Consider the following 24,078-nt stretch of genomic DNA (forward strand, 5'->3'; position numbering starts at 1 on the left):
AGTGTCCTGATCCAGGGGCCATTCGTCTTGCCGGGCGCACAGTATATCATGGGTGGCTTCGCGCCCGTCGGTCCCCCTACTCGCCCTGCAGCAACGGAACCCCCGCCCCATGCCCTACGTCGGTGACAAAACCGCCCTGCTCGAATCGCTCATGGCCGAGCGGATTCTCATCCTCGACGGGGCGATGGGGACGCAGATCCAGTTGTTGGGGCTCGACGAGGCGGCCGTCCGGGGGGAGCGGTTCGCCCGGCATACGAAGGACCTCAAGAACTTCGCCGACGTGCTCTGCCTCACCCGGCCCGACGATATCACGGCGATCCATCGCCGGTATCTCGACGCGGGGGCCGACATCGTCGAGACGAACTCGTTCGGGGCCAGCCCGGTGGGGATGGAGGAGTTCGCCCTGCCGGCGGAGTTGATCCCCGAGCTGAACGCCGCGGCGGTCGACTGCGCCCGCAAGGCGTGCGACCAAGCGATGGACCGAGACCCCGCGCGGCCGCGGTTCGTCGCAGGGTCGATCGGGCCGACGACCAAGCAGACGGCGATCAGCACCCAGGTCGACGACCCGGCGTATCGCGGGACGACCTTCCTGGAGATGGAGGGGTCGTACTACGCCCAGGTCGCGGCGCTGGTCGAGGCGGGGGTCGACCTCTTGCTTCCCGAGACGGTCATCGACACGCTCAACCTCAAGGCGTGCCTGTTCGCCATTCAGCGGTACTTTGACGAGACCGGCAACCGCGTCCCGGTGATGGTCAGCGCCACGTTCGACAAGGGGGGCGCCACGTTCGTCTCGGGCCAACAGATCGAGGCGTTCTGGAACTCGATCGCCCACTTCCCGATGTTGTCGGCGGGGATGAACTGCGCGCTGGGGCCGGACGTGATGCGACCGCACATCGAGCTGCTGTCGCAGGTGGCCGGCGTGCCGATCAGTTGTCATCCCAACGCGGGGCTCCCCAACGAGATGGGCGCGTTCGACCTCGGCCCGGCGGCCATGGCCGAGATGGTGGGCGAGTACGCCGACAACGGCTGGGTGAACATCGTCGGGGGGTGCTGCGGGACGAGCCCCGACCACATCCGGGCGATCGCCGAGCGGGTCCGCCGCGCGAAGCCCCATGTGCCGCCGTCGCCGGAACCGTGGCTGCGGCTCAGCGGCACGCAGCCGTTCACGCTGCGCCCCGAGAGCAACTTCGTGATGGTCGGCGAGCGGACGAACGTCACCGGGTCGAAGAAGTTCGAGCGGCTCGTCAAGACCGAGAACTGGGAGGAAGCCCTCGAGGTGGCCCGCGGCCAGGTCGAGGGGGGCGCCAACGTCGTCGACGTCAACATGGACGAGGGGCTGCTGGACGGCGAAGCGGCGATGACCAAGTTCCTCCGTCTGGCGGCCGGCGAGACCGACGTCGCGGCGGTCCCCGTGATGATCGACTCGAGCAAGTGGAGCGTGCTTGAAGCGGGGCTGCAGAACGTGCAGGGCAAAGCGATCGTCAACTCGATCAGCCTCAAAGACGGCGAGGAGGAGTTCCTCCGTCGGGCCAAGCTGTGCCGGCAATACGGCGCCGCGGCGGTCGTCATGGCGTTCGACGAGCAGGGCCAAGCGGCCACCGAGAGCGAGAAGGTGCGGATCTGCCGACGGGCGTACAAACTGCTGACCGAGCGGATCGGCTTTCCGCCGCAGGACATCGTGTTCGACCCGAACATTCTGACCGTGGCGACGGGAATCGAGGAGCACAACAACTACGCGGTCGACTTCATCAACGCGACGCGCGAGATCAAGCGGACCTGTCCGGGAGTGCACGTTTCGGGGGGGGTGTCGAACATCAGCTTCAGCTTCCGCGGCAACGACGTCGTGCGCGAGGCGATGCACTCGGCGTTTCTGTACCACGCGATCCACGCCGGGCTCGACATGGGGATCGTCAACGCGGGGCAGCTCGAGGTCTACGACGAGATCGAGCCGCGGCTGAAGGAACTGGTCGAGGACGTGCTGCTCAACCGTCGCCCCGACGCGACCGAGCGGCTGGTCGACTACGCCGAGTCGTTCAAGGGCCAGGCGGGCAAGACGGCCGAGGTCGACGACGCCTGGCGGCAGGGCCCGCTCGAGGAGCGGCTCAAGCACGCCCTGCTCAAGGGGATCGTCAAGTACGTCGACGAGGACGTCGAGGAGGCCCGGCTGAAGTACCCAAGCTGTCTGGCGATCATCGAGGGACCGCTCATGGACGGCATGAGCGTGGTCGGCGACCTGTTCGGCGCCGGGAAGATGTTTTTGCCCCAGGTGGTCAAGAGCGCCCGGGTGATGAAGAAGGCGGTGGCGCACCTGACCCCGTTCATGGAGGAGGAGAAGATCGCCGCCGGCACCGTCGGGCAGGCCCGCGGCAAGCTGCTGCTGGCCACCGTCAAGGGCGACGTCCACGACATCGGCAAGAACATCGTCGGGGTCGTGCTGGGCTGCAACAGCTTCGAGGTCGTCGATCTGGGCGTGATGGTCAGTTGCGAGAAGATCCTCGAAGCGGCCCGCGCGCACGGGGTCGACATGATCGGCCTGTCGGGGCTCATCACCCCCAGTCTCGACGAAATGGTGCACGTCGCTCGCGAGATGCAGCGGGCCGGCATGACGATGCCGCTGTTGATCGGCGGGGCGACGACCAGCGCCAAGCACACGGCGGTGAAGATCGCCCCCGCGTACCAGGGGTGCGTCGCCCATGTGCTCGACGCGTCGCGCTCGGTGGGAGTCGTCGAGAAGCTGCTCAGCGCCGAGCGGCGGGACGAGTTCGTCGCCGACAACTCCCGGCTGCAAGCGGAGCTGGCCGCGTCGTACGCCCGTCGGCAAGCGGTCGAGTTGGCGCCGCTGGCCGAGGCGCGCGCGAAGCGGTTCGCCTGGAACGCGGACGAGGCCGACGTCCGCCGCCCCGAGTTCACGGGGGTGCGCGAGCTGACCGACTTCCCGCTGGCCGAGTTGCGCGACTACATCGACTGGTCGCCGTTCTTTCAGACGTGGGAGCTGAAGGGCAAATACCCCAAGATCTTCGCCGACCCCGCCGTCGGCGAAGAAGCCAAGCGATTGTTCGACGATGCGAACGAGCTGCTCGACAGGATCGTCGCCGAGGGACTGCTGGCGGCTCGCGGGGTTTACGGTTTCTGGCCCGCGGCGAGCGACGGGGACGACGTCGTATTGTTCGCCGACGAGCGGCGGCACGTCGAGCTGGCCCGGTTGCACGGCCTGCGGCAGCAGTGGCGCCGCAAGGGGCAGGAGACGTTCTACGCGCTGGGCGACTTCGTCGCCCCGCTGGGGGCGCTCGACGCGGCGGGCCGGCCGGTCGAGGACTTCGTCGGGGCGTTCGCCGTGACCGCAGGGTTGGGGTGCGACGATCTGGCCGCGCGGTTCGACGCCGACCACGACGACTACAACAGCATCCTTGCCAAGGCCCTGGCCGATCGGCTGGCCGAGGCGTTCGCCGAGTGCCTGCACGCCCGGGTGCGGCGGGAGTGGGGGTACGGCGCCGACGAGGGGCTGTCGAACGAGGAGCTCATCGCCGAAAAGTACCGCGGCATCCGCCCGGCGCCGGGCTACCCTGCTCAGCCCGACCACACCGAGAAGCGGACCCTGTTTTCGCTGTTGGAGGCCGAGAGCCGCACGGGGATCCGGCTCACCGAGTCGCTGGCGATGCACCCCGCGGCAAGCGTATGCGGGCTGTACTTCGCCCATCCGCAGTCGCGGTACTTCGCCGTCGACCGCGTCGGCCGCGACCAAGCCGAGGACTACGCCCGCCGCAAGGGGATGCCGCTGACGGAGGCGGAACGCTGGCTGGCGCCGAACCTGGGGTACGAGCCGGGTTAAGGCGTGCGGGAGCCGTCGCGGACAGCAGCACCCGACTGAGCCGCATTTCTCTAGCGGGCGGGCAGGATGGGGGGATAAACTCTATGCAAGGCTCGTCGTGCGCGACTCAGGCGGTCGCGAAGCTGTTTTCGGCGCTCGGCAAAATCGGGGCCCGTCGCCCAGGCAGAAAGCGTTTCGACGGCCAGCGGACAAATTCCTGTTAAGAGCGATCGTTTTTCGTTGACGACGATCTGGCACGCCTATACTGGGAACTTCGCGGAACGATCTCACTTTCCCTCGCTTGAGACAGATATGCGTGCGATCGCCGGAAGGATGGTGTCGGCGGCCATCGGGCTGCTTGTCGCGGCGGGTTCCGTGCGCGGGGCCGACAACGTCTGGACGGGAGCGGCTAGCGCTCACTGGTCGGGTGCGGGCAATTGGACCAATCCGACGTCGTGGCAAGCGGGCGACGTCGCCGTGTTCCAGGAAGGGGGAGTCCCCTACCTCGCCTGGTCGAACGGGACAGGCGGGAATACAAGTCCCCTCCATGGAATGCGCTTTGAGGCGCCTGGATTTCATATCGCTCCGCAGGACCTGTGGACCGTGATCCCGTTGGTGGACGGGGGGCCCAACTCGCTGGCGCCGGGGGAATTCCGAACCGACTTCGACGCCGTCGTCGGGGGGAGGTTTCAGTCGTCGGTCGGCCTGCGAAAGACAGGATCTGGAACTCTGACGCTCGGCGACCAAGCGTTCTCCCACAGTTTCTCAGGCGACGTCGTCGTCGCCGAGGGGGAGCTGAAACTGGCCTTGGCGTGGAATTCCAACGCCGGAGTCATCGGGTTGCCGACGCATCAGTTTCTGCTCGACGGCGATCTGACGCTTGAGTACCTCCCGTTCTATCACCCGACCCAGCCTCGGGTCTTCAACGAAGCTACCGTCGGGCCTGGGCGTGTGAGCAAGACCGGCTTAGGCCATGTCGCCGTGAACGGCGATTCGTTGCGTCATTCGGGGGGAACGTACGTCAACGAGGGAGGATTGACCGTCGGCACGACCGCCGGGACCGTCTCCGGCGACTTCATCAACAGCGCCTTGCTGACGCTGTCCGGCACGATGAACTATTCCGGTCAGATCACCGGTCCCGGCGACGTGTCCGTCGTCGGCTCGGTCCGACTTGCGAACGACAACAATCCCGGCGGGCCGACTACGATCAACGGTCGCGTCATCATCGGCGATGGCGCCAGTTCCGGGAGCCTTGGCGGAGCCGTCATACTGCCTCAGGCCTCTTCCACGCTGGAATTTGATCGCGCGGATACCGTCGAGTACTCGCAGAACGTCTACGGCGTCGGAAAGGTCGTAACCTCCGGCTCCGGAACGGTGGTATTTCAGAATCATCAACTCGGAACCGGGGAACTTGCGGTCCGGAACGGCACGGCGGTTCTCACGTCGATCCCGACGAGCAGATTGCTGACAGTCGATACGGGGGGACGGCTCGAACTGCCGCAGTTTCCAGGCGGATTCAATTTAGGATTTCTTGGCGGAAGCTCGACTCTCGTCGCTCTCCGCGGTCGCGGTACGATCGAAGGCCAAGTCGTCGTCCCTGCCGGTCGAGAGATCCGCCCCGGGGCCTACGACTCTACATATGCCGCCGGATCGCTCTTGATCGAAGGAGATGTCCGCTATTTGCCGAACGCGAAAGGCGTGCTCGGCGTTTACATTCGAGGTCCAAGTGACACGGACGCACACCGGACGCGGTTGCAGGTCACGGGCGAATTGCTCGCAGAGTCAATGACGGTAAATGTCGTGCGATCGGTCGACGTCTCGCTGACTGAGCCTGCTCTATACACGATCGCCGAGGCAAGCGCGTTCGAATTCCCCGCGTTACAACATTCGGTGTCTTTCGAGAGCGGCGGACCCGCGCAGAGTGTGGATTTGTCACCGCAATTGAGGATGACAATGACCAACTTCCACTTCGGCGACATTCTCACGTTACGACGAACTGAAAATGCCTTGCAGCTCGCATTGGTTCCCAACAAAGCCGTCGGCGATTTTGACGGCGACGAGGTCGTGAACGGCGTCGATTTGGCGATATGGTCGCAACGTTTCGGAGCCAACGATTCAATCGTCGGGCGGCAAGGCGACGCGGACGGAGATTCTGACGTCGACGGTTCGGATTTTCTTCATTGGCAGCGTCGCGCTAGCGCCGCAATCTCGCCACTGGCTGTCGTCCCTGAACCGAGCCGAGTGGGCTTGGCTATTCCTGCGGGACTTATGCTCGTTCTACGGCGAACGGGGAACAGGGGGCGTCCGGCGGCATCTCGAAGCGAAGCTGCCTGAACAGCGCCGAAGGGTTGGGCGACGCCTTTGGACGCACACTGCCCGCTGGCAATCCCCGCAAATCGCGACAAAAAGCTGAAAGCGTGCTGAGATTTCTGTGCTCTCGGCTCCGCGCTCGTCGCCCTCAATCCGCGTCCATCGCTGCCGGGATGCGGCCGCTGGCTTGCCACGTTACTCTCGCCGAGGTCAGCGGCCTTTGCGCTTGTTTCCGGTGCGCGGGGCGCCTTTCGCCCAGGGGGTCAGCAGGGCGACCACTTCGTTGGCCGAGGCTGCGGTGAACATTGGACCGCGGGCCAGTCCCATTTCGTCGCCGTCGACGTCGACCAGCACCACCTGGTAACTGGTCACGCGGTGCTTTCCCGTGGACAGGGTCGAGGCTTGCGCTGCGGCCCCCGCAAAGCGGTCGAGCGGCCACTCCCGGCGATCGCCGATCGGAACGAGTCGCAGCCGGCGCTCGACGGCCAGCGTTCCCGAGCCGCGGTCGGCGTCGAGCACCACGGTCTGGATCGCCAGCCAGCAGATCAGACCGCCGACGAGGCAGACCGCCGCCAGCGCCGCCCCGGGGAGAATCTTGTCCTCTGCGTATTGGTACGTCCCGTCCGGCAGGGCGAGCGCTTGGTTGATCGCCGCGACCATTTGCTCCTTGGCGTCGCCGTCGGCGGCGGCGAAGCTGGTCCACTTCACCCCGTCGCGGGTGCGGACGGTCGTCTCCATGGTGGGGCCGAGCGTCACGCGGATCGCGGTTTCGGCGACGGGCTCGTCGGAGGCCGTCGCGGTCCACTCGTCGACGACCACGAGGCCCAACAGCCGTTTCTCGTAGCGGACCGCCCCCTCGGCGACCGACAGCGTCGTGCGGTTCGCCAACAGCCACGCGGCGCCGACGCCCAACGCGACGAAGACCAGCCCCGCCAGCCAGTAGATCCAACCGGCGGGTTTGAGCACGATCGTCAGCCGGCGGGGGGAGTTTTCGCGGACGTAAATTTTCATGGGAAGCGGCGATTGGCGTTTGGGACGCAAGGAGGTGGCTGGGGCCGGAGCGAAGCCCCCAGGCATGCGTCCTTGCGGGCTCGTTACGCTCGATCCCGGTCGTCGTCTCCGCAACTTCGCGACACTGGGGAATTCGGAGGTTGCGGCGACGGCTGGGCGGTCTTCTGCGTGCTTGGCCAGAGCGGTCTACTGTAGGTCCGTCTCGCCAAAACGGGCAAGGCGAGTCGCGGGATTGGTTGGAGCCTTTGCGCCAGGTTGGCGTTGCTCGTCGCCAGGCGCTCGACGCACAATAGACGCATGCAACGCCCCGCCGCCTCGTTCGTCCCGCCGTCCGCCGACTCGTCCCAAGGCGCCGATCCCGCAGTCAAGCAATCCGCGCTTGCTCTGGTGCTGGCCAATCTCGTGCCGCTGATCGGCGTGCTGTGGCTCGACTGGAGCACCGGCTGGGTGCTCGCGCTGTACTGGGCCGAGAACGTCGTGATCGGTTTGGTCACTGTTCTGAAGATCTTCACCTGCCGCGGCGGCAACCCGACCTGGCCCAGTCGGCTAGGAGTCGCGGCGTTTTTCGCGGTCCACTACGGCGCCTTCGCTGTCGGGCATGCGGTGGGGCTGCTGATGTTGGTGAAGCTGGTCGGCGACGAGGGGGGCGCGGCGATCGCCAAGGCGCCGGAGAAGATCAACCCGCTGTGGCTGGGGCTGACCCTGGGGGGGATGGCCGCCAGCCGCCTGTACGAGTTCGTCGCCGAGTTTCTCCTCGCCGGGCGCGGGCGCGACAAGGACCCCGCGGCAATTGCGTTCACCCCGTACCCGCGGCTGATCATCCTGCACGTCGTCGTGGTGCTGGGGGCGTTTGCGTCGCTGGAAGCGGGAAGCGACAAAGCGGCGGTCGTGCTGCTGGTGTTGCTGAAGACGGGGCTTGATTTGGCGCTCCACTACGGACGGCGGCTGCTGGCGAGCGGGGCGAGTTGACTGACTCCGCGGGCGCCGTCACGAAGGGCGCCGGGAGCCCGTGCGCAGCGAAGCCCTCAGCAGCGCCGCTGGGCGAATGCTCCGGCGCCTTCGGCATTGTCCGAGATGTCGCGAAGCATGGCGTTCTGGCTGAACGCCTACTTCCCCCCTTCGACCACCTCGCCGGTCTTCGCGTCCTTGAACTTCATCGCGGCCGAGTTCATGCAGTACCGCTGGCCGGTCGGCCAGGGGCCGTCATCGAAGATGTGGCCCAGGTGAGCGTCGCACGTGGCGCAGCGGATTTCGGTGCGGACCGTCCCCAGGCTGCGGTCCTCGAGCTGCACGATCCGCTTGTCGTCGAGCGCCTGGAAGAAGCTCGGCCAGCCGCAGCCGCTGTCGTACTTTCCTTCGCTGGAGAACAACGGCGTTCCGCAGCAGACGCACGAGTACGTGCCGTCGCCGTGGTTGTCGAAAAACTCGTTCCGAAACGGCGGCTCAGTCCCCGCTTGCCGCGTCACGCGGTACTGCTCGGGGGAGAGTTTCGCCCGCCAGTTCACCTTGCGCCAATCGGCCTCGGCCCGCTCCTTAGCGTCGCTCGGGTCCTCGGAGTTCGGCTGCGGCTTGGTCCCCTTGAGCTTGTCGGCGAACGCCTTCTTCAGCTTCTCCAGCTTCGGCAGCGTGTTGATCCGGCAGTACGCGTTCGACGGATTCTTGCGGAAGTAGTCCTGGTGATACTCCTCGGCCGGATAGTACTTCTCGAACTTGGCGATCTCGGTGACGATCGGGTCGGGGTAGGCGCCCGATTCGTCGAGTTTCGTCTTGTACTTCTCGGCCAGCTTGCGCTGCTCGTCATTGTGATAGAAGACGACCGACCGGTACTGCGTTCCCCGGTCGGGACCCTGGCGATTGAGGGTCGTCGGGTCGTGGACCTTCCAGAACACCTCGAGCAACTCGGCGTACGTGACGACCCGCGGGTCGTAGGCGATTTGAATCACCTCGGCATGGCCGGTGAGTCCGCTGCTGACGTCCTCGTAACTGGGATTGGGTTTACGGCCGCCGCTGTAGCCCGACTCGACCGCGTGGACGCCGGCCAGCATCTCGAACACCGTCTCGATGCACCAGAAACAGCCGCCGCCGAACGTGGCCAGTTCGAGCTTCGGCTCGGCGGGAGCGGCAACCGGAGCGTCATCGGCCTGCGGAGCCGGCGTGGTCGAGGGTTCAGCGGCCATGAGATAACCTCCAAGAGCGACGGCCGTCGTCACGACGGCGGCAATACGGTAACGAGCGGACATGAAAACAATCCCTCCACAAGCGGCTGCGACGGGAAGCACGTTCGCCGGCGAGGCTCTCAGGGCCGGCAGCCCTATTCTACCCGCGCCGGCAAGCCGTGAACTGTGCGATGCGTCGCGGCCGGCCGGCGATTGGAACCGCAAGTGAGTCGCCCGCTTCTCCGCAACCCTACGGAGTTTTTGCCCCGGGAACGGAATCTTGCACGGCTCTGGGGGCTAGCTCTGCTCGACCCCAGCCACGGAATGGGCGCGTTCGCACAAGGTTCCAGCAACGACCCGAGCGACGTCGGTCCGACAGATTTGCTACAACCGGTCGGCCGCGTAGCGCTGCTGCCAATCGGCAAGTTGGTCGGGCGTCAGATCGCCGTCGTGCAGCAGCACCAGATAGCGGAACGTCGCCGACTCGCCCGGGGCGATCGTCAGCGGCCCCCCCTGGGGTTCTTGGTCGTCCTGGGGGAACTCGCGGCGAGCGAACGGGTTGGCTGCGAACAGGCCGTAGGTTCGCACGTGCCAGCGATGGGGGCTGCGCGTGCAGCGGGGATGGATGAAGACGGCGATCCCCGCGGGCTTGCCTTCAACGGGCCCGGCGTAATTCACCCATGCGGCGCACCGGCCCCAGGCGTCGTCGTCGACCTGGCCGCGGTCGTTCTCCAGCCGGCCCCCCAGCTTGGCCGTCACGTCCATCGACCCTGGCACGCGCAGCGAGAAGCACCCTTCCTTGGTGTCGCCGAACACGACTTGGCCGTCGCTCGCTTGCAGCTTGTACTCGAGGTCGATCCAACGGAGTTCGTCCCGGACGCCGAACCGCATCGTTCGCACGTCGGACAGCACGCGCCGTTCGCCGGCCAGCCAGTCGTTGCGGGTCGCAATGATCGCCCCCGGCGGCGTCGCCGCCAAACGGACGTACTCGCGGTGGACGATGCGGTTGGCGTCGTCGTCCTGGCCGCGGTGCTGCTTGTCGGGTTCGAGCCAGAAGTCGCGCCCGTTGACGTCGCCATGAGCGAACCACAGCGAGCGATGATGCGGATGGTCGACCTGCTCGTGCGGCAGCTGCGGGCCTTGCGGGTAGCTGCGCGTCATCGCGCGTCCGTGGGCGTCGTAGATCGGCCAGACGATCGGCTGGTGCCCCGATTCCTTGCGATACTCGGCGAACGGCTTGCCGTCGATCGTCACGACCGCCCCGTCGGGCGTCTCCTTGACGGCGAACTGCTCCGCCCGGATCGCCTCGCCGCCGAGCAAGGCCAGCCAAGCGATCGAGACGACGCCAACGCGTCGCCAGGGAACCGACAAGCCAAGCATGAGAAGCCGCCTTTCCGTACCAGGGCAGTGCAAGAACGCAAGTCGAAGCAAGTGGGCGAGGCTAGTCCTCGGCGCCGAGCGAGGTCAAGGGGCCCGCGGATAACGCTGACTTTGCGGCGATCTCCTTCCGTCGAGCACTCCGAGTCCTCCGCGGCTGGAATTGAACTCCGTCGCGGCTCACGTCGGATGGGCGCGTCGGCTGGCGAATTGTCCCGGTCGCGGGTCACGGAATCCAGTTGCGGGGCAATTCGAGCGCAAAAAAATACCTAAATCGCGGTTGCGCAAAGTCTCAAGTTCGGTCGGTTTCGGGGGGAATCGCGACAAACTCGCCAACCCCGCAATTCGCGTTTCGAGACGCCCCTTGCAGGACGCTTCCCGGGCGTTGGCGAACCGCTGCGGGGCAGATACACTCGACAATTCGCTAGCTGAAAATCGTCGCGGGGCGCAAAGAGCGGCACCTTCGCCAGTCCTCACCGCCGTGCGGCTTGCGACGCCTCGTCTTGGACGCCCTCGTCGCCCGTCGCCCCCCAGCTTCGCAGGATTCCCCGATGGCCAACCAATACGCAATCGGCGTCGACTACGGCACCAACAGCGTGCGTGCGCTGGTCGTCGACGTGGCGACCGGCGCCGAGATCGGGACCGAGGTGTTCAACTATCCCAGCGGCGACGCCGGGATCATGCTCGACCCCAGCGATCCGCACGTCGCGCGGCAACATCCGGGGGACTACATCGTCGGGTTCGAGCACGCGGTGGCGGGAGCCGTGAAGAAAGCCGCCGCGACGCCGGGATTCGCCCCCGAGTTGGTCGTCGGGATCGGCGTCGACACGACCGGCTCGACTCCCCTGCCCGTCGACGCTCACGGTACGCCGCTGGCGCTGTTGCCGCAGTTTGAGGGGAATCTTGCGGCCCAGGCGTGGTTGTGGAAGGACCATACCTCGCACGCCGAGGCGGAGGAGATCTCCGCGGTCGCCCGTCGGCAGGGGCGCCCCTATCTTGCCAAGTGCGGCGGCACATACTCGTCGGAGTGGTACTGGGCGAAGATCCTCCACTGCCTGCGCACCGCCCCCGAAGTGGCCGCGGCGGCCCATTCCTGGGTCGAGTTGTGCGACTTCGTCCCCGCGTACGTCACCGGCACGCTCACTCCCGAGCGGATCGCGCGCAGCGTCTGCGCCGCGGGGCACAAGGCGCTGTACTGCGAGGAGTGGGGCGGGCTCCCCGCGTGCGAGTTCCTTGATGCGCTCGACCCCGGGTTATCGCGGTTCCGATACACGACCACCGCGTTGCCAGCCAATCGCCGCGCCGGACTCCTGACTCCCGAGATGGCCGAGAAAGTCGGCCTGCAACCGGGCGTGACCGTGGCCGTAGGGGCGTTCGACGCCCACATGGGGGCGGTGGGCGCCGGCTGCGGCAAGGGGGCCCTGGTGAAGATCATGGGCACGAGCACCTGCGACTGCATGGTCGCCCCGCTCGAGCAGCAGCTTCCCGACGTCCCGGGGCTGTGCGGCATCGTCGCCGAGTCGGTCCTCCCCGGCATGTACGGATTGGAAGCGGGCCAAAGCGCCGTCGGCGACATCTTCAACTGGTTCGTCCGCTACCTCTCGCCCGCCGAGTTCGGCAACGACGCCGCGGCCCACGAGAAGCTGACCGCCGCGGCCGCCAAGCTCAAGCCGGGCGAAAGCGGTCTGTTGGCCCTCGACTGGAACAACGGCAACCGCACCGTGCTGGTCGATCACCGGCTGAGCGGGTTGTTGGTCGGACAGACGCTCCACACGACCGCCCCCGAGGTCTACCGGGCCCTGGTCGAGGCGACCGCGTTCGGCGCCCTGACGATCATCAACCGCCTGGAGGAGTACGGCGTCCCCGTCGAGCAAGTGATCAACTGCGGCGGCATCGCCGAGAAGAACCCCGTGGTCATGCAGATCTACGCCGACGTCTGCAACCGGCCGATGCGGATCAGCCGCTCGGCTCAGACCTGCGCGTTGGGGGCGGCAATCTTCGGCGCCGTCGCCGCGGGAGCGTACGAGTCGGTCGAAGAGGCCCAAACCGCGATGACCGGGCTCAAACCGACCGAGTACCAACCCGACCCGAACGCGGCCCGCGCTTACGCCCGACTGTACGAACTGTACCGCGTCCTGCACGACGCCTTCGGCGGGGTCTCGGCAGGCGAAGGGATCGGAACCGTCATGAAACAACTGATTTCCATCCGCGAAGAGGTGCGGAAGGGGTGAGGCCTCGGGCAACAGGCCCACGCTGTGAGCCCCGAGGCGTGAAAGATTGTCGCTCGTCGCTTAAGTTCGGCATACTGTCGTCATCGCCAGTCCTTTCCTTACCCCTCGCCCTTTGTCCTTAGTTTATGTCCAAAGAATTCAAGAAGCTCCGCGAGCGGGTCTGTCGGGCGAACCTCGATTTGGCGGGGCACGGGTTGGTGACTCTCACGTGGGGGAACGTCAGCGGCCTGAGCGACGACGGCCTGTACTTTGCGATCAAGCCCAGCGGCGTCCCCTACGCCGAGATGGAGCCTGAGCAGATGGTCGTCGTGGCCGTCTCCACCGGCGAGATCGTCGACGGCGAACTGCGTCCCTCGTCCGACACGCCGACCCATCGCCTGCTGTACGAGAAGTTCCGCGGCGTGGGGGGGATTGTCCACACCCACAGCCGGTGTGCGACTGCGTTCGCCCAGGCGCGGCGCGAGATCCCCTGCCTGGGGACGACTCACGCCGACCACTTCCACGGCCCCGTGCCGTTGACGCGGCCCCTGTCGGGCAAGGAGGTCGAGGACGGCTACGAGGCTCATACGGGGGACGTCATTATCGAACGGTTCGCCGATCTCGACCCGCTGGCGATGCCGGCCGTGCTGGTCGCCGGGCACGCCCCGTTCGCGTGGGGCAAGAGCGCCGCCTCGGCGGTCGAGAACGCCGTCGCCCTCGAGGCGGTCGCCCAGATGGCGCTCGACACGCTCACGATCGAACCCAACGTCCGCTCGCTGGAACCCTACGTGCTCGAAAAACACTACACGCGCAAACACGGCGCCGGCGCCTATTACGGTCAACCCGCGGAAAAGAAGTGACGCTCCGCCGGTTCCGGCAACGGTGACGGACCGCGGCGGCAGAGGTTTGTGCCGCCGGGTCGGACTCGCCATCGGCCTCCCCAGAATCACCTGTCAACAGCCACCAATCACCATCCTCCCCCATGCCCCTCGTCCACTCCCGCCCCGCTGAAGTCTGGTTCCTCGTCGGCAGCCAGCACCTGTACGGCCCCGCCGCTTTGGAGAAGGTGGCCGAGCATGCTCGCGAGGTCGCGGCTTCGCTGGACGCCTCGCCGGCGATTCCCGCGAAGGTCAAGTGCCTGCCGGTGCTTACCGGGCCGGACGAGATCCGCGCGACGATCCTCGCGGCGAACGCCGATCCGAACTGCATCGGCGTGATTGCGTGGATGCACACCTTTTCTCCCGCCAAGATGTGGATCGGCGGGCTTACGGCGCTCGACAAGCCGCTGTTGCACCTCCATACGCAATACGCGGCTCCCTTGCCGTGGGCGACGATCGATATGGACTTCATGAACCTGAACCAGTCGGCCCACGGGGGACGCGAGTTCGGGCACATCTGCGCCCGGCTGGGGATCGCTCGCAAGGTGGTCGTCGGCCACTGGCAGAACGAGGCGGTCGTGGCTCAAGTCGGCGCCTGGATCCGCGCCGCCGCGGCCCGGCACGACCTGCGCTCGGCAAAGATCGCCCGCCTCGGCGACAACATGCGCGAAGTGGCCGTCACCGAGGGGGACAAGGTCTCGGCCCAGATCGTCCTGGGGGCGTCGATCAACGGCTACGGCCTGGGCGATCTCGTCAAGCACGTCGACGGGGCGAGCGACGCGGCCATCGACCGGCTCTGCGGCCAGTACGACGAGCAGTACCAGATGGCCCCCGAGCTGCGCTCCGGCGGCGCCCGGCGGGAGTCGCTTCGCGAGGCGGCCCGAATCGAACTGGGGCTGCGGTCGTTCCTGGAGAGCGGCGGGTTCGTGGGCTTTACCGACACCTTCGAGAACTTGCACGGTTTGCGGCAGTTGCCGGGGTTGCCGGTCCAACGGCTCATGGCCGACGGGTACGGCTTCGGCGCCGAGGGGGACTGGAAGGCTGCCGTCATGACCCGGGCCGCCAAGGTTATGGCCGAGGGCCTGCCCGGCGGCACGAGCTTCATGGAAGACTACACCTACGACATGGCCTCCTCGCCGATGGCGTGCCTCGGCGCCCACATGCTCGAGATTTGCCCCTCGATCGCCGCCGGCACGCCTTCCTGCGAGATCCACCCGTTGGGGATCGGCGGCAAGGAGGACCCGGTGCGTCTCGTGTTCGACGCCCCCGCGGGGCCCGCGGTGAATGCGACGATCGTCGACCTGGGGGACCGGTTCCGGCTGGTCCTGAACGAGGTCGAGGTGATCGCCCCTCCTGAGCCGCTGCCGAAGCTTCCCGTGGCCCGGGCCGTGTGGCGCCCGCTGCCCGATCTGGCGACCGCCGCCGCGGCGTGGATCTACGCCGGCGGATCGCATCACCCGACGTTCAGCCAGGCGCTTGCGACGGAGCACTTCGAGGACTTCGCCGAGATGATTGACGCCGAACTGATCGTCATCGACGCCGAGACCCGGTTGCGCGACCTCCGTCGGCAACTGCGCGGTTGAGCGGACTCTCATCGCTTTCGCTTCGTGCTGTTCGTGACGACGTGGTCGCCTTCCCCACCTCCTCTCTCCGGATACCTTGATGGAAACAATCGACTGGGCAGTGATCGCCTGTTATTTCGCGGTCTTGGCGGGGCTGGCGACGTGGGTCATTCGGCAGAGCAAGGAGACGTCGGCCGATTACTTCCTCGCCGGGCATAGCTTGGGGTGGTTCATCGTCGGGGCCTCGATCTTCGCCTCGAACATCGGCAGCGAGCATTTGGTCGGTCTCGCCGGCTCGGGGGCGAGCGACGGCGTCGCGATGGCTCACTACGAACTGCACGCGTGGTGCCTGCTGGTGCTCGCCTGGGTGCTCGTGCCGTTTTACGCCCGGTCGAACGTTTTCACGATGCCGCAGTTCCTCGAGCGGCGGTTCTCCCCCGCTTCGCGGTACGTGCTATCGGTCATTTCGTTGGTGGCCTACGTCGTGACGAAGATTGCCGTGGGGATCTTCGCCGGCGGGGTGGTCTTCTCGGTGCTGCTGCCGGAACTGCGGATCGGATCGCTCGACAGCTTCTGGATCGGTTCAATCCTGGTGCTGGTGTTCACGGGGCTCTACACGACCTTGGGGGGCTTCCGCGCCGTGGCCTACACCGAGGCGCTGCAAACCGTGATCCTCATCGTCGGCTCGGCCATGGTCACGTACTACGGCTTGGAGAAGATCGGCGGGTGGAGCGAACTGCGCGAGACCATCGGCGCCGAGCGCTTCAACCTGTGGAAGCCGCTGACCGCGCTCGGCCCCGACGGCCAGCCGTTGCCGTTCGAGTGGTCGCCCGTCGAGCAGAAGAACGACGCCGGCGAAATCGTCCGCCAGGCGTGGTACTTCAACGGCAACTATCCGTGGCTGGGGATGCTGTTCTGCGCCCCGATCATCGGCCTGTGGTACTGGTGCACCGACCAGTACATCGTCCAGCGGGCCCTGGGCGCCCACAACGAGACCGAGGCCCGCCGCGGCAGCATCTTCGCGGCGTTCTTGAAACTGCTGCCGGTGTTCATCTTCATCGTCCCGGGGATGATCTGCTGGGGGCTCGTGCTCAAGTCCTCCGGCGGCGAAGTCGAGGGGCTCAACTTCAGCGAGATGCTCGTCAAAGACCAGCCGAACAAGATCAAAGAGAGCGGCATGGCCTTTCCGCTGATGGTTCGCGAGGTGCTCCCCGCGGGCATCCGGGGGATCGTCGTCGCGGGGCTCTTGTCGGCGCTCATGAGCTCGCTGGCCGGCGTCTTCAACGCCTGCTCGACCCTCTTCACGATGGACCTGTACAAGCTGTTCAACCCCCACGCCGAGGAAAAGAAGCTCGTCAAGGTCGGCCGCACCGCGACGCTCGTCATGGTGCTGATCGGGCTGGCTTGGATTCCCGTCATCCAGGGGTCGAAGGGGCTGTACGACTACCTGCAAAGCGTGCAGGGGTATCTCGCCCCGCCGATCTTCGTCGTGTTCTTCCTCGGCGTGTTTTGGAAGCGGCTCAACGCCCAGGGCTGCTTGGCGGCGCTGGTCGTCGGGTTCCTGATGGGCTTGTTCCGTCTGGGGGTCGACACCCCCGCGAAGATCTGGAGCGACTACGCCTACGCCGAGGGATCGTTCCTGTGGGTCGTCAACAAGATCTACTTCCAATACTTCAGTCTGCTGATCTTTCTCGTGTGCTCGGCCGTGATGATCGTCGTGAGCTATCTGACCGCCGAGCCCGATTACGGGAAGTTCAGCGGCCTGACCTACGGCGCCGTGAGCGACGAGCAGAAGCGCGTCACCCGCGCAAGCTGGGATGGTCGCGACGTCGCGGCGTCGGTGCTGGTGATCGCCCTGATCGTGGGGGCGTACCTGTACTTCACCGGTTGACGCGTTGCCGCTTGCGGGGGGCACGCATTCGGCGATCAGCCTGCAAGCGGGTCGACGAGTTTGACTCCCGCATGGCGGTAGTCGGCGACGTTGTGCGTGACGACCGTCAGGCCGTGCTGCAAGGCGGTCGCAGCGACAAGGCTGTCCTTGATCGGCATGGCCCGCCCCTTGCGGCGCAGCCGGGCGAGGAGCTGCGCCCAGTGCGCGGCCGTCGCTGCGTCGAAGTCAAGTACGTTCAGTCGCTCGGATCCCGCGGCAAACCACTCAAGCAGCCGCTCGCGCTTCTTGCCGGGCGAGAGCAGGAGAATTCCGTACTGCAACTCGCCCAGCACGACGGGGCTCACGGCCAATTCGGCGTCGTGCCGCCGCAGCCACGCCATGATCGCGGGGGTCGGGGCCGGCTTGGTCGGCTCGCTCAACACGTCGGCGTCGACGAGGTACTTCACAGCGAGTCGGTCGATTCAGCGGGGACCGGCTGGAACCAATCCTTCTCAGGGCAAGCCTCCAGCCAAGCGGCGACCCCGAACGAGCGTCCGGTCGCTTTCCGCAGGCGGTAGTCCCCGGATTCGATCCGCTCGATCTCAAAGACCTGCCCCGGTTCCAGCCGATCCGCGGCGCGCAACTCCGCCGGGAGCACGATCTGGCCTTTGCTGGAGAGCGTGGTTCGCATGATGGGTAAGATAGCATCTTACTTGGCGATCGTCAACTTCGAGGCCCTCCCCTGAGAAGTCTCGCGTACGGGCGCAAATGCGCCACGGAAAGGCAGGGTTGCGGCCCTCTTCGCGCCTTGGCGTCGCGGTGCGAGACCTTACGGTCGAGGCGTCCGAGCATGGGGCCGGCAGCGATTCGGAAACCGCCGCCCTGGGGCGGGCGAGGGCGCCGATCATCGACTATCCTGGACAGGGTGCGAAAGGACCTCCCCCGAATCTTCTCCCACGGAGAACTCTCGACGATGCCGCATTTCGCTTCCCCGCTTGCCGCGTTCGTCCTGTTCGCCCTCGCCGCTCCCGCCTCTGCCGTCGACTTCGCCTCGCAGGTGCAGCCGATTCTCGTCAAGCACTGCGCCCAGTGCCATGGCGAAGAAAAAGGGCTCGGCAAGCTGCGGCTTCACACGGCCGAGGCGATCGCCGCGTCGCCGCACGACGATTTGCTCGTTGCCGGAAAACCCGAGGCGAGCGAGTTGTTCGAGCGGATCACGCTTCCCGCCGACGACAAGAAGCGGATGCCCAAAGGCGCCGACCCGCTGCCGGCCGAGACGATTGAACTCTTGAAACAGTGGATCGCCGAGGGGGCGAAGTTCACGGGCGTCGACGTCCCCGCCCTGGCGCCCGCGGAGCCGGAGCCCCGGCAAACGGACGAACAAGCGGCCGCCGCCGCGGCCGAGGAAGCCAAGTTGGCCGCCGAGTTGGCCGCGGAACTCGCCGCGGTGCAGCCCGCCTCGGCCGAGGCGATCGCCGCGGTGACAGAAGCGGGGGGGACGGTGCTGCCGTTGTTCGCGGGGAGCCCGCTGTTGGACGTGAGCTTTGCGCAGGCCGGGTCGCCCCCAGGCGACGAAGCGATTGCCGCGCTCGCCGGGATCGCCGACCAAGTCGCGTCGCTCAACTTGGCCGGCGCCCAAGCGACCGCCGCGGGGCTGGCGCCGCTCGCGAAGCTGACGCACCTCGAGCGGCTCCACCTGGAACGGTCCAACATCGACGCCGCGGGGCTCGCTCACCTGGCGGGCAAGCGGCATCTTGCGTACCTCAACCTCTACGACGCCCCGCTCGGCGACGACGCCTTGCCGACGCTTGCTTCGCTCCCCCGGCTGCGGCGGTTGTTCTTGTGGAACACTCAGGTGTCGTACGACGGCGCCATGGGGCTGCGCGCAGGCAATCCGCAGTTAGCGGTCGACATGGGGTGGAACCACCCCCGCGTCGTCCGCGAACGGCTCGCCGGCGACGTCGAGCGGCTCAAGGCGACGGTCGCCGAAGCGACGACCCAGGTCGACGAGCTGCAGAAACGACTCGAAGCCGCCAAAACGGCTCGCGACGCCGCGGCCGAGCAGCTCGCAACGATCGAGGCCGAGATCGCGGCGCTCGACCAGCCGGCCCCGGGCGCGGAAGCGACTTCCGCCGCGGAGCCCGCCGAGACGCCGGCCGCGGAGTGATTCGCGGCGATCGCCGTCACGGCTGATCGCCGGTTGCGGCGACGACGGCGACGGGGTCGTGGCGCGACTCATGGAACGGCTCCATATGCACCAGCACGTCGGCGACCTGCGGCAATTGCCGTTGAATCGCCGCCTTCACCCGCCCTCCCAGGGCGTGGGCCTCGTCGAGCGACATCGTCGGCGCCGCCTGGACGTGGATCGCCGCGTGGTACTCCATGCCGGCGCGGCGAACCAGCAGCTTTTCGATCGCCAGCACGCCGGGCACGGCCGCGGCGACGGCGCGAATCTCGTCGAGGACGTCTCCCCGGGGGGCCGCGTCCATCAGGTCGACCAGCGCCGAGCGCAGGATCTTGGCGCCGTTGAAGGCGATGATGCACGTCGCCGCGAGCGCCGCCCAGTCGTCGGCCGGCTCCCAGCCGGGCCCGCCCCACAGCGCGAGCGAGATCCCCACGAACGCCGCCGCGGACGTGAGCGCGTCGCTCAGGTGATGCCACGCGTCGGCCGCGACCGCGTTGCTGCCGATCTCGACCCCCACGGCATGCACCCGCCGCGAGACGAGCCACTTGACCGCAATCACCGCGACCAGCACCAGCAACGTCCACGGCGCCGGGGCGTGATGCGGGGTGACGATCTCGCGGATCGCCTCGATCGCGATCCCGATCGCCGCCCCCAGCAGCATTAGCCCGACCACGGCCGTCGCCAGGGTCTCGGCCCGGCCGTAGCCGTAAGGGAAGTCGGCGGTCGCCTCGCGGCGGGCAATCTTCAGCCCGCTCATGACGACCAGCGAGGAGAACACGTCGGCGCCCGACTCGACCGCGTCGGCGATTAGGGCGTAGGAATTGCCGACCAGCCCGGCCAAGAGCTTGGCGAGGGCCAGCAGAGTATTGGTGAGCACCCCCGCCTGAGCGGCCCGGATCCCTTTGTCGGCGTTGTCGGACATCGCCGTATCATAACCGTCGTCATCCACGGCGTCGTGGCCGAGTGCGGAGCGTCTGTTGCCACGCCCGAAAGAACAAGGTTGACATCTACTGGCTGACCAGTAGAACGTGGGTTAATCTACTGCTCGCCCAGTAGGTCGTCGCAGCCAATCGCTCTCGCCGACGAGCCCCCTGACCTCCCATCGCCAACTCCTGATGCCCGACTTCCCCACCGACCGCGAACTGGAAGCCCTCAAAGTCCTCTGGGACCGCGGCGAGGCGACTGTACGCGACCTCTGCGACGCTCTCAACGAGCGCGGCGCCGATCTGGCGTACACGACCGTCCTCAGCCTGCTGCAAGTGATGGAGCAAAAAGGGCTCGTCGCCCATCGCCGCGACGGCAAGGCGTACGTCTACTCGCCGCTCGTCGAACGCGACCGCACGTTCCGCGAGCTCGCGGGGGGGTTCCTTGATCGCGTCTTCGACGGGGCGGTCGGCGAGTATCTCGTCCACGCCCTCGAGTCGCGCAAGTTGTCGGCGATCGAGTTGGACGAACTCGAAACGATGATCGCCGCCGCGAAAGTCCGCACGACCAAAGCCAAACGAAAACCCCGCGGCCGAAACAGCAAGTAGTTCTCACAATCTCCTCGTCCCTCGCTTCTCAGGCCTCCCATGCTCTCCTTCTGGTCCGCGCTGGTCGGTTGGGTCGTTGACGTTCAGGTCCTTGCCTGCGGGCTGCTTTCCGCGACGGTTCCGTTGGCCATGCTGCTGCGGCAGCCGGCGCGGCGGCTCGCCGTGCTGCGTCCGACGCTCGTCGGGTTGGCTGCGCTTGGCGTGTTGAGCGCCGTCCCCGGATGGTCGCTCATTCATCTGCGGACCGAGCCGCCGGCGCTTGCGGTCGTCGCGCTGCCGGCCCCGCCGCCAACGGCCGAGCTCGCCCCGCCGCCGGGTCCGCCGCTCGCGCTTCGCGCGAACTCGCCCCAGTTTGCACCGCCGGCGCAAGCCGCTATGACGGACTTGGCTCCGACTGCCCATTTCGGCGTTGCGCGCGATCGCCTCCCGGGTTGGGCGTCGCTCGTCGCCGGTGCGTTTGCGCTTGGTTCGCTCGGCGTGTTGTTGTGGCAGACGGCGGGCGGTTGGCAGACGCGATCGATCGTCCGCCGCGCTTCGCCGGCTCCGGCGGAGTTGATCAAGCTCTTGGAGTCAATGGTCGCCCCCGCTGTCGCTCCGCGGCTGCTGATCTCGCGCGAGATCGCCGTCGCGGCCGCCGTCGGCGTCCGGCGGCCCACGGTCCTCATTCCGAGAGCGATGTTGGGCGACGACGGCGAGGCGCCAACCGATCCGCGCGACCTCGCCGCGGTGCTTGCCCACGAATGGGCCCACGTTCACAACGGCGACCTCCGCACGCTGGCGGCGAGCCGCTGGTTGCTGGCCCTGGCGTGGCCGCAGCCGTTGTTCTGGTTGTTGCGGCGGTTGGTGCGGCTCGATCAGGAGACGCTCGCCGACGCCGCGGCCGCCGACCGCACGAGCCGAACCGACTACGCCGAACGACTGGTCGCCTGGGCACGTCGCGCGGCGACAGCCCCGGGTTCCCCGCGTCTGGCGGCGGCAGCCGGACTGTGGGAACGACCATCGCAACTTAAACGCCGCGTGTCGCTGTTGCTCGACGAACAATTCGCGGTCCTTCGCGAGTGCTCGCGGCGGTGGAGGTTGTCCTGGCGCGTGGCGGCGGCGATCGGTGCGATCGGGTTGTCGACGATGACTCTGGAACCAGGCGCCGCTGAAAACGCCGTTTACCAAGTGGGACGAAACGACGCAGACGCCTCCAACTCGACGGCGGACCTCGGGGCTTCGTCCCTTTCGCCCTCGCCGTACATGGGAGTCGGGATCGCCGAGCGGGACGACGCGTCGGTTTCCGGCGGAAGCGTTCAAGAAGCTGGCGAGATGAACTCGACAGACGACGTTCAAGAGGTTCCGACGTCGACCGCCGAACTCGCCGATCCGCTCCAAGCGGTTGCCAGCGACTTCTATCACGCGAGTCGCCGCGAACCGAACGTCGTCGCGGGGCTGTGCATCGACGACGCGGGACGACCGGTCGCGGGCGTGGAGGTTTCGCTTTACCTGTACTCGGCAACCGTCGGGGGCGTCGACGAGGGGCCGTCGCAACGAATCGCCGCTGCAACGACCGGCGCCGACGGGCGGTATCGGTTCGAGCGGGTGATTGACGCGGCGACCGTCTATCCCGACGGAGTCCCGCCCGAGCACTTGCAGACGCCGCCGATCAAGCTAACGGCCATGCTCGCCCGTAAGCCGGGGCGGGCGACGGCGTGGGACAGCCAAGCCGCCGTCGAGATTCTTAATCAGGGCCACTTGCGCGTCACGACGATGCGCCCCGCGGCGACGCTGCGCGGGCGGATCGTCGATCAGGCGGGCCGACCGATCGCTGGCGCCGGGGTCACGACGAATCGCTTCCTGCGCATCCCCGGCGTTTCGCTGGCGGCTGCGACGACCGACGACCAGGGGCGGTTCGAGATTCAGGAGATCGAGCCGTATGACCAAGAAGCCGAGCGGAAGAAGTTCGCCGACTGGGTTGCAACGTTGCGTGCCCAGCTGCCGCCCGACGATTTCCAACGGCTGGAGTCGACGCAGGCAGGGGAGATTTATCTCCCGGTGCAACCCGGCGGCGGACCGCAGTTCCAGCCGTTGCAAGTCTACGTGAGCCACCCGCGTTACGTCCCCGCGGTCGCGACCGTTGCGAGGGTCCCCGGCGAGGTCGAGGCGACTCTGTCGCCGGGGGGGACGATCACGGGGCGCGTCGTTCGGCCCGGCGCCGCGGGAGACGAGCCAGCCGCGGGGTGCGTCGTTTATGTGCAGCCGAAGCCGAAGCCTCCTGCCGCCGGGCTTGGTTCGGCCGCAGCCGTCGCTCGGATTGAGCTCGTTCCACTGAGCGTGAACACGACCGACGTTGCGGGGATCTATCGCGTCGACTCGTTGGCGGCCGGGGAGTACGTCGTCGCCGTCGACGGCGGCGACGACTGGGTCGCGGCCGGACTTGACGGGATCGTCGTCAAGGCTGGCGTTTCAACTGCCGCGCCCGACGTACGACTGAGCAAGGGGGGAATCGTGCGCGTGCAACTCGTCGACGCCGACACGGGGGAGCCGCTGACGTTTGCCAAGCCGCGCCAGGGGTGGCTCCACGCCACTGCCCGCGACGGTCGGGTGCTGCCGCTGACCAACGGCGTCGTGGAGTTCACCTCCGCCGGAGTCGGGCGGCGGAGGCTCGCGCCCGGCAGGTACTTTGTGTTCGCCGCGTTGCCGAGCGACGGTCCGACTCCTTGGCCGCAACTCACTTCGATCGTCGCGGGGCAACCCATCGACGAGCAGCCGACGATCGACGTCGTCGAGGGCCAGACGCACGAGATCGAATTGCGGATGCGTCGCGAAGAAATCTCGCAAGCCGCGATTGGCGCCTTAACGCCGACTCTCGATCTCCACTCGGGCGACCCGCCGAACGACGGCTCGAAGTGACTGGGCCGAGGACTGCCGAGCCGGAGGAGGACGAACAGATCCGGACATGCCAGCGGCAGCGAGCGAGGATGCGGGCTTTGTCGCACTCCGCGGCCGTCGTCTGAGGCGGGATGCGAACGGCCCGCCTGCGCAACCTGGGCAAACTTCTCCGCGCCGATTGCGGTTTCCGGGGCGATATTGCCATTTTGGGGGAGTCTCGACAGGGGGGGAAGTCGGCGAATAAAATGGACTCCTACGAGCGACGGCCGCATCGGTGTCTGTTCGCTCGCCCCCGCCCACCCCGG

Annotated in this window: 16 protein-coding genes; 10 read left to right on the plus strand and 6 right to left on the minus strand. The window is 67.1% G+C overall.

Translation table 11 applies throughout. The features are described 5' to 3' along the window. Positions 1–109: 109 nt before the first annotated feature. Both metH and KF688_02465 read left to right on the plus strand, forming a co-directional pair. Positions 110–3,829 (plus strand): methionine synthase, encoded by a 3,720-nt coding sequence (gene metH / locus KF688_02460; protein MBX3424519.1) that lies wholly within the window; start codon positions 110–112, stop codon positions 3,827–3,829. 291 nt (positions 3,830–4,120) lie between these two features. Beyond that, positions 4,121–6,142: a hypothetical protein gene (locus KF688_02465; protein MBX3424520.1), complete on the plus strand. Its 2,022-nt coding sequence runs from the start codon at positions 4,121–4,123 to the stop codon at positions 6,140–6,142. A gap of 186 nt (positions 6,143–6,328) precedes the next feature. On the opposite strand, the gene KF688_02470 is transcribed toward KF688_02465, so the two are convergent. Next, entirely contained in the window at positions 6,329–7,129 is an 801-nt protein-coding gene (locus KF688_02470; protein MBX3424521.1) for a hypothetical protein, read from the minus strand. A gap of 297 nt (positions 7,130–7,426) precedes the next feature. Here KF688_02470 and KF688_02475 point away from each other — a divergent pair, with 297 nt between their 5' ends. After that, entirely contained in the window at positions 7,427–8,098 is a 672-nt protein-coding gene (locus tag KF688_02475; protein MBX3424522.1) for a hypothetical protein, read from the plus strand. 137 nt (positions 8,099–8,235) lie between these two features. On the opposite strand, the gene msrA is transcribed toward KF688_02475, so the two are convergent. After that, positions 8,236–9,369 carry a peptide-methionine (S)-S-oxide reductase MsrA gene (gene msrA / locus KF688_02480; GenBank protein MBX3424523.1) on the minus strand — a complete coding sequence of 378 codons (1,134 nt, stop codon included), beginning with the start codon at positions 9,367–9,369 and terminating at the stop codon, positions 8,236–8,238. Positions 9,370–9,669: 300 nt separating this feature from the next. After that, on the minus strand, positions 9,670–10,665 hold the full coding sequence (locus KF688_02485; GenBank protein ID MBX3424524.1) for a PmoA family protein: 996 nt from the start codon (positions 10,663–10,665) through the stop codon (positions 9,670–9,672). A gap of 548 nt (positions 10,666–11,213) precedes the next feature. On the opposite strand from KF688_02485, the gene KF688_02490 reads away from it, so the two are divergent. From KF688_02490 to KF688_02505, 4 genes are all read left to right on the plus strand, one after another. Further along, positions 11,214–12,893, plus strand: a complete 1,680-nt coding sequence (locus tag KF688_02490) for a ribulokinase (GenBank protein ID MBX3424525.1) — start codon at positions 11,214–11,216, stop codon at positions 12,891–12,893. A 125-nt stretch (positions 12,894–13,018) separates the two neighbouring features. Continuing rightward, positions 13,019–13,732: an L-ribulose-5-phosphate 4-epimerase AraD gene (araD, locus tag KF688_02495; protein ID MBX3424526.1), complete on the plus strand. Its 714-nt coding sequence runs from the start codon at positions 13,019–13,021 to the stop codon at positions 13,730–13,732. 122 nt (positions 13,733–13,854) lie between these two features. Continuing rightward, on the plus strand, positions 13,855–15,333 hold the full coding sequence (araA, locus tag KF688_02500) for an L-arabinose isomerase (GenBank protein ID MBX3424527.1): 1,479 nt from the start codon (positions 13,855–13,857) through the stop codon (positions 15,331–15,333). A 76-nt stretch (positions 15,334–15,409) separates the two neighbouring features. Next, positions 15,410–17,203, plus strand: a complete 1,794-nt coding sequence (locus KF688_02505) for a sodium:solute symporter (protein MBX3424528.1) — start codon at positions 15,410–15,412, stop codon at positions 17,201–17,203. Positions 17,204–17,238: 35 nt separating this feature from the next. On the opposite strand, the gene KF688_02510 is transcribed toward KF688_02505, so the two are convergent. Together KF688_02510 and KF688_02515 are read right to left on the minus strand one after the other, a co-directional pair. Next, positions 17,239–17,649 carry a PIN domain-containing protein gene (locus KF688_02510; protein ID MBX3424529.1) on the minus strand — a complete coding sequence of 137 codons (411 nt, stop codon included), beginning with the start codon at positions 17,647–17,649 and terminating at the stop codon, positions 17,239–17,241. After that, positions 17,646–17,873 (minus strand): AbrB/MazE/SpoVT family DNA-binding domain-containing protein, encoded by a 228-nt coding sequence (locus KF688_02515; protein ID MBX3424530.1) that lies wholly within the window; start codon positions 17,871–17,873, stop codon positions 17,646–17,648. Before KF688_02515 ends, KF688_02510 begins: the two co-directional genes overlap by 4 nt. Positions 17,874–18,155: 282 nt before the next feature. On the opposite strand from KF688_02515, the gene KF688_02520 reads away from it, so the two are divergent. Beyond that, positions 18,156–19,349: a hypothetical protein gene (locus tag KF688_02520; GenBank protein MBX3424531.1), complete on the plus strand. Its 1,194-nt coding sequence runs from the start codon at positions 18,156–18,158 to the stop codon at positions 19,347–19,349. 16 nt (positions 19,350–19,365) lie between these two features. Here the strand turns inward: KF688_02520 and KF688_02525 are convergent, their stop codons facing one another. Continuing rightward, a complete protein-coding gene (locus tag KF688_02525; protein MBX3424532.1) occupies positions 19,366–20,289 on the minus strand; it encodes a cation transporter in 924 nt (307 codons plus the stop codon). A 193-nt stretch (positions 20,290–20,482) separates the two neighbouring features. Here KF688_02525 and KF688_02530 point away from each other — a divergent pair, with 193 nt between their 5' ends. Together KF688_02530 and KF688_02535 are read left to right on the plus strand one after the other, a co-directional pair. Next, positions 20,483–20,899, plus strand: a complete 417-nt coding sequence (locus tag KF688_02530; GenBank protein MBX3424533.1) for a BlaI/MecI/CopY family transcriptional regulator — start codon at positions 20,483–20,485, stop codon at positions 20,897–20,899. A 39-nt stretch (positions 20,900–20,938) separates the two neighbouring features. Further along, on the plus strand, positions 20,939–23,794 hold the full coding sequence (locus tag KF688_02535) for a hypothetical protein (GenBank protein MBX3424534.1): 2,856 nt from the start codon (positions 20,939–20,941) through the stop codon (positions 23,792–23,794). Positions 23,795–24,078: the final 284 nt, after the last annotated feature.

The organism is Pirellulales bacterium (genome assembly GCA_019636345.1).
Classification (GTDB): Bacteria; Planctomycetota; Planctomycetia; order Pirellulales; family Lacipirellulaceae.